Source organism: Stenotrophomonas sp. STEN056, from assembly GCF_056759635.1.
Genome location: NZ_JBRRDL010000002.1, coordinates 168,320 through 183,495, shown reverse-complemented (window position 1 = coordinate 183,495; position 15,176 = coordinate 168,320). Strand labels below are relative to the sequence as shown.

13 protein-coding genes are annotated in these 15,176 nt (G+C 66.6%); 10 read left to right on the top strand and 3 right to left on the bottom strand.

The window, feature by feature from the left end:
* Positions 1–157 precede the first annotated feature (157 nt).
* Positions 158–823, bottom strand: a complete 666-nt coding sequence (locus ACVOLO_RS02195; RefSeq protein WP_481568637.1) for a response regulator transcription factor — start codon at positions 821–823, stop codon at positions 158–160.
* Positions 824–981: 158 nt separating this feature from the next.
* On the bottom strand, positions 982–2,925 hold the full coding sequence (gene acs, locus ACVOLO_RS02190) for an acetate--CoA ligase (protein ID WP_481568636.1): 1,944 nt from the start codon (positions 2,923–2,925) through the stop codon (positions 982–984).
* Between the two features lie 238 nt (positions 2,926–3,163).
* On the opposite strand from acs, the gene ACVOLO_RS02185 reads away from it, so the two are divergent.
* From ACVOLO_RS02185 to ACVOLO_RS02175, 3 genes are all read left to right on the top strand, one after another.
* On the top strand, positions 3,164–4,597 hold the full coding sequence (locus ACVOLO_RS02185) for a DcaP family trimeric outer membrane transporter (RefSeq protein WP_481568635.1): 1,434 nt from the start codon (positions 3,164–3,166) through the stop codon (positions 4,595–4,597).
* Between the two features lie 152 nt (positions 4,598–4,749).
* A complete protein-coding gene (locus ACVOLO_RS02180) occupies positions 4,750–5,067 on the top strand; it encodes a DUF485 domain-containing protein (RefSeq protein WP_481568634.1) in 318 nt (105 codons plus the stop codon).
* A gap of 38 nt (positions 5,068–5,105) precedes the next feature.
* Positions 5,106–6,785, top strand: a complete 1,680-nt coding sequence (locus ACVOLO_RS02175; protein WP_481568675.1) for a cation acetate symporter — start codon at positions 5,106–5,108, stop codon at positions 6,783–6,785.
* 181 nt (positions 6,786–6,966) lie between these two features.
* Here ACVOLO_RS02175 and ACVOLO_RS02170 read toward each other — a convergent pair whose 3' ends face one another.
* Positions 6,967–7,719, bottom strand: a complete 753-nt coding sequence (locus tag ACVOLO_RS02170; protein WP_481568633.1) for a PAS domain-containing protein — start codon at positions 7,717–7,719, stop codon at positions 6,967–6,969.
* Positions 7,720–7,881: 162 nt separating this feature from the next.
* Here ACVOLO_RS02170 and ACVOLO_RS02165 point away from each other — a divergent pair, with 162 nt between their 5' ends.
* From ACVOLO_RS02165 to ACVOLO_RS02135, 7 genes are read left to right on the top strand one after another with little or no spacing between them, the layout of a single operon-like run.
* Entirely contained in the window at positions 7,882–8,826 is a 945-nt protein-coding gene (locus tag ACVOLO_RS02165) for a proline racemase family protein (protein ID WP_481568632.1), read from the top strand.
* Positions 8,823–9,941: an NAD(P)/FAD-dependent oxidoreductase gene (locus ACVOLO_RS02160; RefSeq protein ID WP_481568631.1), complete on the top strand. Its 1,119-nt coding sequence runs from the start codon at positions 8,823–8,825 to the stop codon at positions 9,939–9,941. The genes ACVOLO_RS02165 and ACVOLO_RS02160 overlap by 4 nt, the downstream gene beginning before the upstream one ends.
* A complete protein-coding gene (locus tag ACVOLO_RS02155; protein ID WP_481568630.1) occupies positions 9,938–10,180 on the top strand; it encodes a 2Fe-2S iron-sulfur cluster-binding protein in 243 nt (80 codons plus the stop codon). The genes ACVOLO_RS02160 and ACVOLO_RS02155 overlap by 4 nt, the downstream gene beginning before the upstream one ends.
* Complete coding sequence (locus ACVOLO_RS02150) at positions 10,177–11,481, top strand: FAD-dependent oxidoreductase (RefSeq protein ID WP_481568629.1); 1,305 nt, start codon at positions 10,177–10,179, stop codon at positions 11,479–11,481. Before ACVOLO_RS02155 ends, ACVOLO_RS02150 begins: the two co-directional genes overlap by 4 nt.
* Positions 11,481–12,383 (top strand): dihydrodipicolinate synthase family protein, encoded by a 903-nt coding sequence (locus ACVOLO_RS02145; RefSeq protein ID WP_481568628.1) that lies wholly within the window; start codon positions 11,481–11,483, stop codon positions 12,381–12,383. Before ACVOLO_RS02150 ends, ACVOLO_RS02145 begins: the two co-directional genes overlap by 1 nt.
* Positions 12,384–12,390: 7 nt before the next feature.
* On the top strand, positions 12,391–13,977 hold the full coding sequence (locus tag ACVOLO_RS02140) for an aldehyde dehydrogenase family protein (RefSeq protein WP_481568627.1): 1,587 nt from the start codon (positions 12,391–12,393) through the stop codon (positions 13,975–13,977).
* Positions 13,974–15,176, top strand: coding sequence for a M24 family metallopeptidase (locus ACVOLO_RS02135; RefSeq protein WP_481568626.1), 1,203 nt, complete (start codon positions 13,974–13,976; stop codon positions 15,174–15,176). The genes ACVOLO_RS02140 and ACVOLO_RS02135 overlap by 4 nt, the downstream gene beginning before the upstream one ends.

Sequence of the window (15,176 nt, the reverse complement as noted above, 5' to 3'; positions counted from 1 at the left end):
CTGTGCCTTCGGGCCGGACGGGTTGGGGAGGGAGGCTTTCGCAACCACGGCACAGCCACGCCCGGAACGGACGTCCACTGCGTCGTCAATGAAATAAAGGACACGCCGGCATACCTTCCCTGCATTCGCCACCAGACAGGCGAACGCGGCGTGTCGCTCAGTCTTCTTCCGGCGGCAGCACGATGGCGTCGTCGTCGATGGCCAGCTTGCCGGCCATCAGCACCGCCTGGGTGCGGTTGGTGACGCCAAGCTTGCGCAGGATCGCGGTGACGTGCGCCTTGATGGTGGCCTCGGAAACGCCCAGGTCGTAGGCGATCTGCTTGTTCAGGCGGCCGGCACCGAGCATCTGCAGCACACGGAACTGCTGCGGGGTCAGCTCACGCAGGCGCTGGCCGACCTCGCGTTCTTCGTGATCGGTGGGCGGCACGTTGTGCGCCTCGGCTGGTGCCCAGCGCTCGCCATCGAGGATGGTGCCCAGCGCGTGGCCGATGGTGTCCGAGTCGGCGGATTTTGGAATGAAGCCGAAGGCACCGTGGTCGAGTGCGCGGCGCATTACCGTGGGTTCCTCGCGGGCGGAGACCACCACGATGGGCAACTGCGGGTGCAGCGAGCGCAGGTGCACCAGCGCGTTGAAACCCTGCGCGCCGGGCATGTTCAGATCCATCAACACCAGGTCGGCATCGGGGTGTTGTTCGGCCAGTGTGTACAGCGCTTCGACGCTGTCGGCCTCCAGCAACTGCACGCCGGGAATGACACGTTGCACCGCGCCCTTGAGGGCTTCGCGGAACAGCGGGTGGTCATCGGCGATCAGGAGGGTAGGCATGTCACCAACGGGGAATGGGGAACAGGGCGTCGGGAGTGGGGACTCCCTGGGCGGTCAGTTTGCCTGCCGCCCATGGAGTTTACGAGGAACCGGCGGGAATGACGCTTTACCGGCCGTGCATTCCCGCTGCCCTGTTGGCCGCTGTTGCGGCATGTTGCTCAGCGGACCTTGCGTTCTTCCACCAGCGAGGCCACCACCGACGGATCGGCCAGGGTGGAGGTATCACCGAGCTGGTCCGGCGCGTTCTCGGCGATCTTGCGCAGGATGCGGCGCATGATCTTGCCCGAGCGGGTCTTGGGCAGGCCCGGTGCCCACTGCAGGTGATCGGGCGCGGCGATCGGGCCGATCTCCTTGCGCACCCACACCACCAGTTCCTTGAGCAGTTCATCGGTCTGCGGTTCGCCGGCCACCAGGGTGACGTAGGCGTAGATGCCCTGGCCCTTGATGTCGTGCGGGAAGCCGACCACCGCCGCTTCGGCCACCTTCGGGTGCGAGACCAGCGCGCTTTCCACCTCGGCGGTACCGATGCGGTGGCCGGAGACGTTGATAACGTCATCGACGCGGCCGGTGATCCAGTAGTAGCCATCTTCATCGCGGCGGCAGCCGTCGCCGGTGAAGTAGCTGCCCGGGTAGGTGCGGAAGTAGGTGTCGATGAAGCGCTGGTCGTCACCGTACACGGTGCGCATCTGGCCCGGCCAGGAGTCGCGGATGATCAGGTTGCCTTCGGCAGCGCCTTCCAGCGGCTCACCGTCGGCACTGACCAGGGCCGGCTGCACGCCGAAGAACGGCAGCGTGGCCGAGCCGGGCTTCAGGTCGATGGCGCCGGGCAGCGGCGAAATGAGGATGCCGCCGGTTTCGGTCTGCCACCAGGTATCGACGATGGGGCAGCGTGCATCGCCCACCACCTCGTAGTACCAGCGCCAGGCTTCGGGATTGATCGGCTCACCGACACTGCCCAGCAAACGCAGGCTGGAACGCGAGGTGCGCTTGACCGGCTCCTCGCCTTCGCGCATCAGCGCACGGATGGCGGTCGGCGCGGTGTAGAAGATGGTGACCTGGTGCTTGTCGATCACTTCCCAGAAACGCGAGGTGTTGGGGTAGTTCGGCACGCCCTCGAACATCACCGAGGTGGCGCCGTTGGCCAGCGGGCCGTAGACGATGTAACTGTGGCCGGTGACCCAGCCCACGTCGGCGGTGCACCAGTAGATGTCGTCCTCGCGCAGGTCGAACACGGCTTCATGCGTGTAGGCCGCGTACAGCAGGTAACCGCCACTGGTGTGCAGCACGCCCTTGGGCTTGCCGGTGGAGCCGGAGGTGTAGAGGATGAACAGCGGATCCTCGGCGTTCATGCGCTCGGGTTCGCACACGGCCGGCTGGGTATCCACCACATCATGGAACCAGCGGTCGCGCGGCGCCTGCATGTCCACCGCGCCGCCGGTGTGGCGCACCACCAGCACGGTTTCCACGGTGTTGGTGCCGGGCAGCTTCAGTGCGGCATCGACGTTGGCCTTCAGCGGCACCTTCTTGCCACCGCGCAGGCCTTCATCGGCGGTGATGATCAGCTTGCTGCCGCAGTCACCGACACGGTCGGCGATGGAGTTGGCGGCAAAGCCACCAAACACCACCGAATGGATTGCACCGACACGGGCGCAGGCCAGCATCGCCACGGCGGCATCGACGATCATCGGCAGGTAGATGGTGACGCGGTCACCCTTCTTGATGCCGAGCGCGCGCAGTGCGTTGCCCAGGCGGCAGACGCGCTCGTACAGCTCGCGGTAGGTGATCTTCTGCGACGGCGTGTCGGGGCTGTCGGCCTCGAACAGGATGGCGGTCTTGTCACCGCGCGTGGCCAGCTGCCGGTCCAGGCAGTTGACGCTGACGTTGAGCTCGCCGTCCTCGAACCACTTGATGCGGAAATCGTCGAGCTTGTAGCTGACGTTCTTGATCTTGGTCGGCTTTACATACCAGTCCAGGCGCTCGGCGGCCTTGGCCCAGAAAGCATCGGGGTTTTCCACCGATTCGCGGTACAGCTGCTGGTATGTGTTCTTGTCGATCCGTGTCTTCTCGGCGAACGCGGAATCAACGGGATATACATCAGTCATGGCAACCCTCACATTTGCACTTGTAACCAATGGATGAGCCATGTCGTGTGACATGGCCGGACCCCCCAAGTGTGCCGCATCCACCCCATCCCGCGCTGCCCCCGCTGTTAGACGATGGTCGAATGCACCGCTGCTTACGACTAATGGCGAATAGCCGCCCGCCGCCGGCGCCGCGCACCCTGCCCGGGAACGTGCCGCTGCTGCGGTCGCCAACGCCAGTCGGAGAGAGGCTGATTCCATGAGTACACAACTGTTGAAGACGGCCCGTCGGCCGCTGGCCGCCGCGGTATTCGTGGCGCTGCTGGTGCCCGGCATGGCCTTTGCACAAACGGCCAAGGAGCAGGCACTGGAAGCACGCGTGATGGAGCTGGAGCGGCAGGTGCAGTTGTTGCTGTCGGCGCAGCAGCAACAGCAGAGCGCCATCACCCAGGCCCAGAGTGACGTGGTGCAGGTGCGCGCGGCGCAGGCCGAACGCCCGGCCGTGGCAACGGTGCCGGCCGGCAAGCAACCCATCCAGGTCACCAGCATCACCCCGGGCGCAGCGCCGGGCACCACCTTCAAGTTTGGTGGCTTCATCAAGGCCGACTTCCTGGCCACGCGCACCGGCGACGGTCAGCTGGCCGACGATGCCACCGGCCGCGCGCTGTACCTGCCGGGACAGACGCCCGTGCACGGTGCCGGCGGTAGCGGCAAGGCATCGGATGTGGACTACAACGCGCACGCCAAGTTCTCGCGCTTCAATCTGGGTGTGGACCATGTGGCCGAAAACGGCGACAAGGCCGGCGCCATGGTCGAGATGGATTTCTTCGGCAATTCGCTGGGCAACCAGACCGCGACCAACACCTACGGCGTGACCCTGCGTCACGCTTACATGTACTGGAACAAGTGGTTGGCCGGCCAGACCTGGTCCAACTTCATGGATGCAGCGTCGATCCCCGAAGCGGTGGATTTCGTCGGCCCGACCGATGGCGTGGTGTTCGTGCGCCAGGCGCAGATCCGTTACACCAATGGCGGTTTGAGCGTTGCCCTGGAAAACCCGGAAACCACCACGCTCACCGGCACCTTCAACCCGGGCACCGGCAAGTGGAACGTACCGGCGGTGGCCAACTCCGACCGCGGCTCGATGCCGGACCTGACCGTGCGTTACGGCTGGAAGGGCGACTGGGGCACCTTCGGCGTGGCCGGCCTGGTGCGCCAGCTCAAGCTCGACAACCAGGCCACGGGTGCCGACGCCAGCAAGGTGGCCGGCGGCCTCACCCTGGGCGGCAAGTGGGTGATGGGCGACAGCGACAGCCTGCATTACCAGCTGACAGGTGGCGAAGGCATTTCCCGCTACATCGGCCTGGGCATCACCGCCGACAGCGGCTATGACGCGATCCGCGACGAGATCGACCCGACCGGCGTGGTCGCCGCTTACGTGGGCTGGCGCCATGCCTTCAGCCCGAAGCTGCGCACCAACCTGATCTACGCCCGCAGCGATTACGACAACAACGCTTCCATCACTGGCGACCTGGTGACCAAGAGCACGCAGTCCATCCGCGGCAACGTGTTCTACACACCCATGCCCAAGGTCGATATCGGTGCCGAGCTGATGTACGGCGTGCGCGAAATCGAGAACGGCAAGAAGGGTGACATCAGCCGCTTGCAGTTCACCACCAAGTACAGCTTCTGAATTGCCGGCGCCGGTGTCCTCGCAGGCACCGGCGCCGTTGAAGCAAACGCAGTACGCCTCATCTCCCTACCCCCACGGGGAGCACTCATGCCATCGCACAGGTGTGCCCTGCACACCCGCGCGGCCGTATTCCCGAACTCTGGAGAATTCCGATGAATGCTTCCGTCGATCCTCGAATTGAGCGGATCGCCTCCAACCCGAAGTACCAGCGCCTGCGTCGCATGCGCAACACATTGGGTTGGACCCTCACCGTGCTGATGTTGCTGGGCTACTACGGCTATATCGGCCTGATCGCTTTCGACAAGGCCTTCCTTGCCACGCCCATCGGTGCCGGCAAGGTCACCACCGTCGGCATTCCGATCGCGCTGGGCCTGATGGTGTTCACCATCCTGATCACCGGCTTCTACGTGCGCCGTGCCAACAAGGAATTCGACCAGTTGACCCAGCAGATCGTGGAGGAATCCAAATGAGCCACTCCTTCCTGCGATCAGGCGCGTTGCTGGCGCTGATGGCGGCCAGCGGCGCCGCACTGGCGGCCGGTGGTGACATCGGCCAGACCGTGCGCCAGCCGACCAACTGGACCGCGATCATCATGTTCGCGGCCTTCGTGCTGGCCACGTTGGGCATCACCAAGTGGGCCGCGGCCCGCACCAAGTCCGCGTCGGATTTCTACACCGCCGGCGGCGGCATCACCGGCTTCCAGAACGGCCTGGCCATTGCCGGTGACTACATGTCGGCGGCTTCGTTCCTGGGCATCACCGCGGCGGTGATGGCCAATGGTTACGACGGCCTGATCTACGCGCTGGGCTTCCTGGTGGGCTGGCCGATCCTGACCTTCCTGATGGCCGAGCGCCTGCGCAACCTGGGCCGCTTCACCTTTGCCGACGTGGCCGGTTACCGCTTCCAGCAGAAGCCGATCCGCATGTTTGCCGCGTCCGGCACGCTGGTGGTGGTGCTGTTCTACCTGATCGCGCAGATGGTCGGTGCCGGTGCGCTGATCAAGCTGCTGTTCGGCCTGGACTACTGGGTGGCGGTGGCGCTGGTCGGCGTACTGATGATGGTCTACGTGCTGTTCGGCGGCATGACCGCCACCACCTGGGTGCAGATCATCAAGGCCTGCCTGCTGCTGTTCGGCGTCACCTTCATGGCGTTGATGGTGATGTGGCACTTCAACTTCAGCTTCGAGGCGCTGTTCACCGAGGCGGTGCGGGTCAAGACCCAGATCGCGGCCAACAGCGGCAAGAGTGCCGAGGAAGCGGCGGCCAGCGGCCTGGCCATCATGGGCCCGGGTGGCTTCGTCAAGGACCCGATCTCGGCCATCTCCTTCGGCATGGCGCTGATGTTCGGCACCGCCGGCCTGCCGCACATCCTGATGCGCTTCTTCACCGTTCCCGATGCAAAGCAGGCACGCAAGTCGGTGCTGTGGGCGACCACCTGGATTGGCTACTTCTACATCCTGATCTTCATCATCGGCTTTGGTGCCATTGCACTGGTGTTGACCAACCCGGAGTACGCCGATCCGGTCACCGGCACCATCCAGGGCGGCCCGAACATGGCGGCCGTGCTGGTTGGCAAGGCCGTGGGCGGCAACCTGTTCATGGGCTTCATCTCGGCGGTGGCGTTTGCCACCATCCTGGCCGTGGTCGCAGGCCTGACGCTGTCCGGTGCTTCGGCGGTGTCGCATGACCTGTACGCCACCGTGTTCAAGCAGGGCAACCCGCCGCCGGGCTCGGAGCTGCGTGTCTCGCGCATCACCACCCTGGTGCTGGGTGTGATCGCCGTGCTGCTGGGCATCGTGTTCGAGAAGCAGAACGTGGCCTTCATGGTGTCGCTGGCCTTCGCCATCGCTGCCTCGGCCAACTTCCCGGTGCTGATCCTGTCGCTGCTGTGGAAGGACTGCACCACCCGCGGTGCGGTGATCGGTGGTTCGCTGGGCCTGGCTTCGTCGCTGATCCTGACGTTGCTGTCGCCGTCGGTGTGGGTGGACACGCTGGGCAACGCCGCCGGCAGCGCGCCGTTCCCGTACACCAGCCCGGCGCTGTTCTCGATGACCATCGCGTTCGTTGCGATCTGGTTCTTCTCGATCACCGACAAGAGCAAGAACGCACAGGCCGAACGTGCCGCCTACCCGGCACAGCAGGTGCGTGCCGAAACCGGCGTCGGTGCCAGCAAGGCGTCTTCGCATTGATTGAGCGACAACGATGAAACAGGAAACGCCGGCCGCAGGGCCGGCGTTTTTCTTTGCGGTCCATCAGATTCCAGTGCAGTGGTTCATCTGCGGCTTTCACTCGAACGCGGCTTTCATCGGGCTGCAGAGACGCCCCGGCCTCGGTGCGGGGCAGGCGGCCCCGTCAAGCATGCCGGTGGCGTCATCCCGTGCGCGATTCGGCCGCTTCCAGTGCCGGTTCCATCATGCCGAAGCTGTCGTCCAGGGCGCGGTACTCACTTGGCGTCATGCCGACGATGGCCTTGAACTGGCGGGCAAACGCGCTTTGATCACTGAAACCACAGCGCTGGCCGATGCTGGCAATGCTGCCGTCGTCGCGGAGCAAGCGCATGGCCATCTCGATGCGCAGCTTTATCAGGTACTGCTGCGGCGTGAGCTGGAACACATGGCGGAAATGCCGCTCCAGCTGTGCCAGGGAAATCCCCGCCATCTCCGCCAGCTGCGGTGCGCGCAGGTTGGTTTCAAAGTTGAGCTGCATGAAGGCCACCACGCGGTCGAGCTGAGCGAATGCGGAATGACGGCTGTTGGGGCGGCCGAGGTCGCGTGACACGCCCATCAGGCCGCTGATCACACCGGCGCAGTACAGGGGCCGCTTGAGGGTCAGGCACCAGCCGGGGCGGCGGTTGGGATACAGGTGCACTTCCAGCCGATCAACGATGGGGTCGCCATTGAGTACCTGCTGGTCCTGCAGCAGGTAGCGGTTTCCCAGCGGCGGCGGAAAGACATCCAGCGGCGAACGCCCGATGACGTCACCGCGCTTCTTCTTCCCCAGCCGCTGCACCAGGGTGAGGTTGCAATGGGTGTAACGCCCTTGCCGGTCCTTGACGAAGAACACGGTGTCGGGGAGTGCATCAAACAGGTGCTGCACATCGTTCGAGGAATGCTGTGCTTCCATGGGCATCGTCATCGCGGTGGCGGCCTTCAGGGTGGCGTGCGGCCGATGCTAGCGCATGCCACGGGACGTTTGCCGGGCTCTGGAGGGGTTGTGCCGAATTCCGCATGAGGGCACGCAATCGCCTGCTATTCGGGCCTGTGCCGGCGATGGGAGCATGGCTGCATGCACGCAATAGACATCATCGATTCGCATACCGCAGGCGAACCAACGCGGGTCGTACTTGGCGGTTTTCCCGATCTTGGCCATGGCAACCTGCAGCAGCTGCGGGAGCGTTTTGCCGAACATTTCGACCACTGGCGCTCGGCCCTTGCATGCGAGCCGCGTGGCTCGGACACCATGGTCGGTGCGTTGTTGGTGCCAGCACAGGACGCCACTGCCTGTGCCGGGGTGATCTTCTTCAACAACGTGGGCTACCTGGGCATGTGCGGCCACGGCACCATCGGCGTGGTGCGTACCCTGGCCGAGCTGGGGCGCATTACAGCGGGCAGGCATCGCATCGAAACGCCGGTGGGCACGGTGGGTGTGGAGCTGTTCGAGGACGGCCGCGTCGCGGTGGACAACGTCGAGAGCTGGCGCTACCTGGCCGATGTTGCCGTCCAGGTGCCGGGCCATGGCGTGGTGCGTGGTGATGTTGCCTGGGGCGGCAACTGGTTTTTCATCACCGCACAGGCGCCCTGTGCGCTGAGCCTGGACAACCAGCGCGAGCTGACGGCCTATACCGAGGCGATACGCATTGCGCTGGAACATGCCGGCATCGCCGGCAGTGACGGTGCCATCGACCATATCGAGGTCAACGCGGCGGCGCCCGATGGCAGCGGACAAATGCGCAACTTCGTGCTGTGCCCGGGGCTGGCGTATGACCGCTCACCCTGCGGTACCGGCACCAGCGCCAAGCTGGCCTGCCTGGCTGCGGACGGCAAGCTGGCTGAAGGCGAGGGCTGGGTGCAGCAGGGCATCCTGGGCACTGCATTCGAGGCGTCGTACCGCCGCGGCGTGCGCGGCATCCTGCCGCGCATCAGCGGCCAGGCGTGGATCACCGCGCGTGCCACGCTGCTGGTTGATCCCGCCGATCCCTTCGCCTGGGGTATCGGTGGTATGCGGGCATGATGCAGCGCAGCCACCATGACCTGATCATCATCGGTGCCGGCATCGTCGGTGCGGCCTGCGCGGAAGCGGCCGTGGCCGCCGGCCTGCGCGTGGCGGTGGTGGAGGCGGGCGTGATCGGCGGCGGTACCAGTGCCGCGGCAATGGGGCACCTGGTGGCGATGGATGGCAACCGCGACGAATTGGCGCTGTGTACGTATTCGCTGGGCATGTGGCAGCGCTGGGCAAACTGGCCGCAGGCCGAATACCAGCGTTGCGGTACCTTGTGGGTGGCGCGCAGCGAGGCCGAGTTGGCCGACGTTGACAGGCGCGTGGAGGCGCTTGCGGCGGCGGGCGTGGGCGCACATGCGGTGGATGCGACGCGCCTGCACGCATTGGAGCCGGCGCTGGCTGCTGGCATGCACGGTGGCATGCGGGTGGCCGACGACGCCGTGGTCTACCCGCCGCGCATCGTGTGGCGTCTGATCACCGAAGCCTGCCGCGACGGCGCCCAGTTGTTTGCCGGTACGCGCGCCGTGCAACTGGTCGATGACGGCGTACTGCTGTCCGACGGCCAGGCGCTGCACGGCCCGGTGCTGGTAGCCACGGGCACGGCGTTGCAGGAACTGCTGCCCGAGCTGCCCATGCGCGCGCGCAAGGGGCAACTGGTCATCACCGACCGGCACCGCCCGCTGCTGCGACATCAACTGATCGAAATGGGTTACGCCGCTGCCGCACACGGCAATGATGCGGCCAGCGTTTCATTCAACGTGCAGCCGCGTCCGAATGGACAGCTGCTGATCGGCTCGTCGCGGGAATACGACGCAAGCGACAACGGTGTGTCGCCCGTGTTGCTGCAGCGCATGCTGCAGCGGGCATTCGAGTTTGTGCCTGCGCTGCAGGGACTGAACGCATTGCGCAGCTGGTGCGGTTTCCGGCCGGCCACGGTGGATGGCCTGCCGTATCTGGGAGCAGTGCCGGGGCGTCGCGATGTGTGGGTGGCGGCGGGCCACGAAGGCCTGGGCATCACTGCTGCGCCGGGCAGTGCCCGCCTGGTGATCGATGCGCTGCTGGGCCGGTCGCCGGCACTGTCGCTGTCGCCGTTCGAGCCGGGCCGTGTACTGGGTGCAGCGCAATGAGCCGTGTTGTCCTGAACGTGGATGGCCGGCGCGTGGAGGTGGCAGAGGGCGCGACCGTCGCCGCCGCCGTTGCCCAGGTCAGCCAACGCTTCCGTCGCTCGCCTGGCGGGGAGCCGCGTGCACCGCTGTGCGGCATGGGCATTTGTTTTGAATGCCGCGTGCGCATCGACACGGCCGAGCAGGTACGCGCCTGCATGGTAGTGGCGCGGCCCGGCATGCAGGTGGAGACACCGCGATGAAGCAGCAGTGTTTCGATCTGCTGGTGGTCGGGGCCGGCCCGGCGGGGCTGGCGGCCGCACACGCGGCAGCACGGCGTGGCGCCAGGGTTGGGCTGGTGGATGCGCAGCCGCGCGCAGGTGGCCAGGTGTGGCGGCATGATCTGCGCTTCGGCATACCGGCAATGGCACGGGCGCAGATCCAGTCACTCCCGCACGCGGGCATCCACTGGCTGCCCGCGCATGAAGTGGCGATGGCCGACGCGCATTGTCTGCTGGCCACGCAGGGCGACGAAACGGTGGCGCTGCATTGGCGCAAGCTGGTGATCGCCACCGGCGCGCGCGAACTGCTGCTGCCGTTTCCTGGCTGGACTCTGCCCGGCGTCAGTGGTGCCGGTGGTCTGCAGGCGCTGGCCAAGCAGGGCTGGCCGGTGGCCGGCAAGCGCGTGCTGGTAGCCGGCACCGGGCCGTTGCTGCTTGCCGCCGCCACCACCCTGAAACGCCATGGTGCGCAACTTGTGGGAATCCACGAACAGCTGGGCGCAGCGGAGCTGTATGCCTTCGCGCGGCAGCTGTGGCGCTGGCCGGACAAGTTGCTGCAGGCCGCAACCCTGCGGCTCGGCTTGGCGGGCGTGCCCTGGCACAAGCGCAGCGTGGTGTTGGCAGCCCATGGTGGTGATGCGCTGAACGCGGTGGATGTGGTCCTCGGCAATGGCATTGCCGAGCGCATTGCATGCGATCTGCTGGCGGTGGGCTGGGGCTTGGTGCCGAACATTGAACTGGCCCGCATGCTCGGTTGTGAACTGGATGTTTCGTATACGCACCCGGTACTGCGCGTTGACCGGCGCCTGCGCAGCAGCCATGCCGACATCCACGCTGCCGGTGAAGTGATCGGTGTCGGTGGGCGCGACTGCGCGCGCATCGAAGGTGCGATGGCCGCCTGCTTTGCGCTGGGTGATGAGCGTGCGGGTGAAGCACTGCGGGTGCGCCGCGAACACGAGCGGGCATACGCGGCGCTGCTGCATCGTCATTTTGTCCCTTCGGCGCAGGCGCGTGCGCTGGCCGCCGGGGACACCGTGGTATGCCGTTGCGAGGATGTCCCGCTGTCGGCGGTACGCGCACACCACGATCCGCGCCAGCTGCGCCTGGTCACGCGCTGCGGCATGGGCGCCTGCCAGGGCCGTGTCTGCGGTGCTGCGCTGCGCGAACTGCGGTTGGCCTCTCCCAGTCTTTCCCCCACGGCCGTGCGGCCACCGTTGACGCCTGTCACGTTGGCTGCATTGGCGGATGTTTCCTTCGATCACTACGAACCGGGTAATTCCTGATGAACAACGCACAATTCTGGCGCGGCGTGTTGCCGGCCATCACCACGCCCTTCACCGACAGCGGCGAGGTGGATCACCGTTTCCTGGCCGAGCATGCACGCCACCTGGTGGATGCAGGTTGCAGCGGGCTGGTGCCGCTGGGCTCGCTGGGTGAAAGCGCGACGCTGAGTTTTGACGAAAAGGTCGCCATCGTCCGCACGCTTGTTGAAGCGGTTGGCGCGCGCGTGCCGATCATCGCCGGCATCGCCGCGTTGTCCACGCAGGAGGGCATCGCGCTGGTGGAGGCCGTCAAGCAGGCCGGTGCGGGTGGGCTGATGGTGTTGCCGCCCTATGTGTACTCCAGTGACCGCACCGAAATGGGCGCCCACATCCGCGCCATCATCGCTGCCTCTGATCTGCCGATCCTGCTTTACAACAACCCCATCGCCTACAAGACCGACTTCAGCCCGGAGCAGATCGCCGAGTTTGCCGCGCAGTTCCCGCAGGTGCAGGCCATCAAGGAGTCGTCCGGTGACGTGCGCCGCCTGGCCGCGATCAAGGGCCTGATCGGCGAACGCCTGGTGCTGCTGGTGGGCGTGGATGACCTGATCGTGGAAGGCATCGCAATGGGCGCCGAAGGCTGGATTGCCGGCACCGTCAATGCATTCCCCGAGGAAGCCGTGCAGCTGTTCGAGCAGGCACGCCAGGGCGGCTATGCCGCAGCGCGCGAGCTGTATGAGTGGTCGCTGCCGCTGCTGCGCATGGACACCGTTCCCAAGTTCGTGCAGCTGATCAAACTGATGCAGGAGCGGGTGGGGCTGGGTAGCGAGCGCGTGCGCGCACCGCGCCTGGTGGTGGAGGGCACCGAGCGCGCGCAGGCGCTGGCGGTGATCGACCACGCCATCGCAACCCGCCGGCGCTGAGGTGGCCATGGTCGCGCCGCTACTCATTGCTGGCCACTGGCGTGCCTCGGGCGATGGCGCCGGAAGCTTCCGTGCCATCGATCCCTCCTCCGGGCAGGCCATCGGTGCGGAGTTCCCCCGCAGTGGCGCGGCCGACGTGGAGCAGGTGCTGGCTGCGGCCAGCGCCGCCGCTCCGGCACTGGCCGCATGCGCGCCGGAACGCATCGCCACGTTTCTCGAAACCTATGCCGCTGCGCTGGAAGCCGATGCCGATGCGCTGGTGGCGCTGGCCCATGCCGAAACCGGACTGCCGGCAGCCACGCGCCTGCGGGGCAACGAGCTGCCGCGCACCTGCGGCCAGCTGCGGCAGGCGGCCACGGCGGTGCGCAGCTTGAGCTGGACGCGGCCGGTGATCGATACCGCCGCAGGCCTGCGTTCCCACCATGCGCCCCTGGGCAAGCCGGTGCTGATCTTCGGGCCGAATAATTTTCCGTTCGCCTTCAACGCGGTGTCCGGCGGCGACTTTGCCGCGGCCATTGCCGCGCGCAATCCGGTCATCGCCAAGGGACACCCTTCGCACCCGGGCACCAGCCAACGCCTGGCCGAGCATGCGCAGCATGCCGCCGAGGTTGCCGGGCTGCCGGCTGGCAGCGTGCAGCTGCTGCATGACATGGCGCCCGCGCAGGGGCTGGCCTTGGCCGGTGATGCGCGGTTGGGCGCGGTGGCGTTCACCGGCAGCCGCGCGGCGGGGCTGGCATTGAAACAGGCCGCCGATGCAGCGGGTATTCCGTTTTACGGTGAGCTGTCCAGCCTCAATCCGGTATTTCTATTGCCCGCCGCCCTGGCAGAACGCGGGTTTGCGTTGGCCGAGGAGTTCGCAAACTCCTGTCTGCTGGGCAGTGGACAGTTCTGCACCAATCCCGGCCTGGTGATCGTGCCGCGTGGTGTGCAGGGCGATGCCTTTGTCGCTGCCGTTGTCGAACGGTTTGCCTCCAGCGCGCCGCTGTTGTTGCTGTCTCCGGCGGTGCTTGCCTCGCTGCAGCACGCGGTTGCTGCCCTGCATGACGCCGGCGCCATGCTGTTGTGTGGTGGCACGCGCGGCGATGAAGGCATCCGCCATGCCTCGACCCTGTTCTCGGTAACGGCCGAGGCGTTCCTGGCAGCACCGTCGCGTTTCCAGGTGGAGGCGTTCGGGCCCTGCAGTGTGCTGCTGCGCGTGGATGACGTGGCGCAGATGCAGGCCATTGCCGCGGTGCTGGAAGGCCAGCTCACCGGCACGGTGTACCGCGGCGGCGAGGGTGCCGACGATGCGGCCTGGCAATCGCTGGCGGCGGTACTGCGGCCACGCGTGGGCCGGCTGATCTGCAACCGCATGCCGACCGGGGTGCTGGTCAGCCCGGCGCAGCAGCACGGTGGTCCTTATCCGGCCTCCACGCAGCCGGGCTTCACCGCGGTGGGTCTGCCGGCGTCCATCCTGCGCTTCAGTGCGCTGCAGGCGTACGACAATGTGCCCGATGCGTTGCTCCCGCCCGAGCTGCGCGACCACAACCCCGGTGGCCTGTTGCGCTGGATCGACCAGCGCTGGACCACCGACGACATCGGAGCCCTGCCATGAACCCACAGATTGGACACCTCACCCTGGAACAGGCCCGCGCGCGGTTGGCGCCGTGGCCGCATCGTGCGCCGGCCATTGATGGCGCGGAGTACGTACAGCGGCTGGAGCGCGCACGGGGATGGATGCGCGAGCAGGGCGTGGATGCGCTGCTGGTCAGCGCCGGCGCCTCGCTGCGCTGGTTCTGCGGGGTGCCATGGGGCGGCACCGAGCGGCTGGTGGCGATGCTGCTGACGCTGGAAGGCGAACCGCTGCTGATCTGTCCCGTGTTCGAGGAAGGCTCGCTGGATGCGGTGCTGCGTATTCCGGCGGGCAAGCGCCTGTGGGAAGAACACGAAGATCCGCATGCACTGGTGGCGCGCGCCATGGCCGAGCGCGGCGCAGCCACGCTGGCGCTGGATCCGGAAGCGCCGTTCCGTGTGCAGGTGGGCCTGGCTGCGCACCTGGGTGCAGCGGCGATCCGTTCGGCGGCAACCCTCATCGACGGTTGCCGCATGTGCAAGTCGCCCGCCGAACTGGCCTTGATGCAGCAGGCCTGTGACATGACCCTGTTCGTGCAGCAGCTCGCCGCCGGCATTGCACATGAGGGCATCGGTACCGACGAACTGGTGCGTTTCATCGACGACGCGCACCGGGCATTGGGTGCCGATGGAGGTTCGACCTTCTGCATCGTGCAGTTCGGCCATGCCACGGCGTTCCCGCATGGCATTCCCGGCGTACAACACCTGCGTCGCGGCGAACTGGTGCTGATTGATACCGGCTGCAGCGTGCAGGGTTACAACTCCGACATCACCCGCACCTGGATCTTCGGCCAGCCCGATGCCGAGCAGGTACGCATCTGGAACCTGGAGCGCGCCGCGCAACAGGCCGCCTTCGATGCGGTGCGCCCGGGCGTGCCGTGCGAAGCCGTGGACCAGGCGGCACGCGCGGTGCTGGAAGCCGCCGGCCTGGGGCCGGACTACCGGCTGCCGGGCCTGCCGCACCGCACCGGCCACGGTTGCGGGCTGGCCATCCACGAGGCGCCTTACCTGGTGCGCGGCAACACGCTGCCGCTGGCGCCAGGCATGTGCTGCAGCAATGAACCGATGATCGTGGTGCCGGGCAGTTTCGGTGTGCGTCTGGAAGACCACTTCCACGTCACCGCCGACGGCGCGCAGTGGTTCACGCCCCCTTCGCCGGCAATCGACCGGCCATTTGCCTGA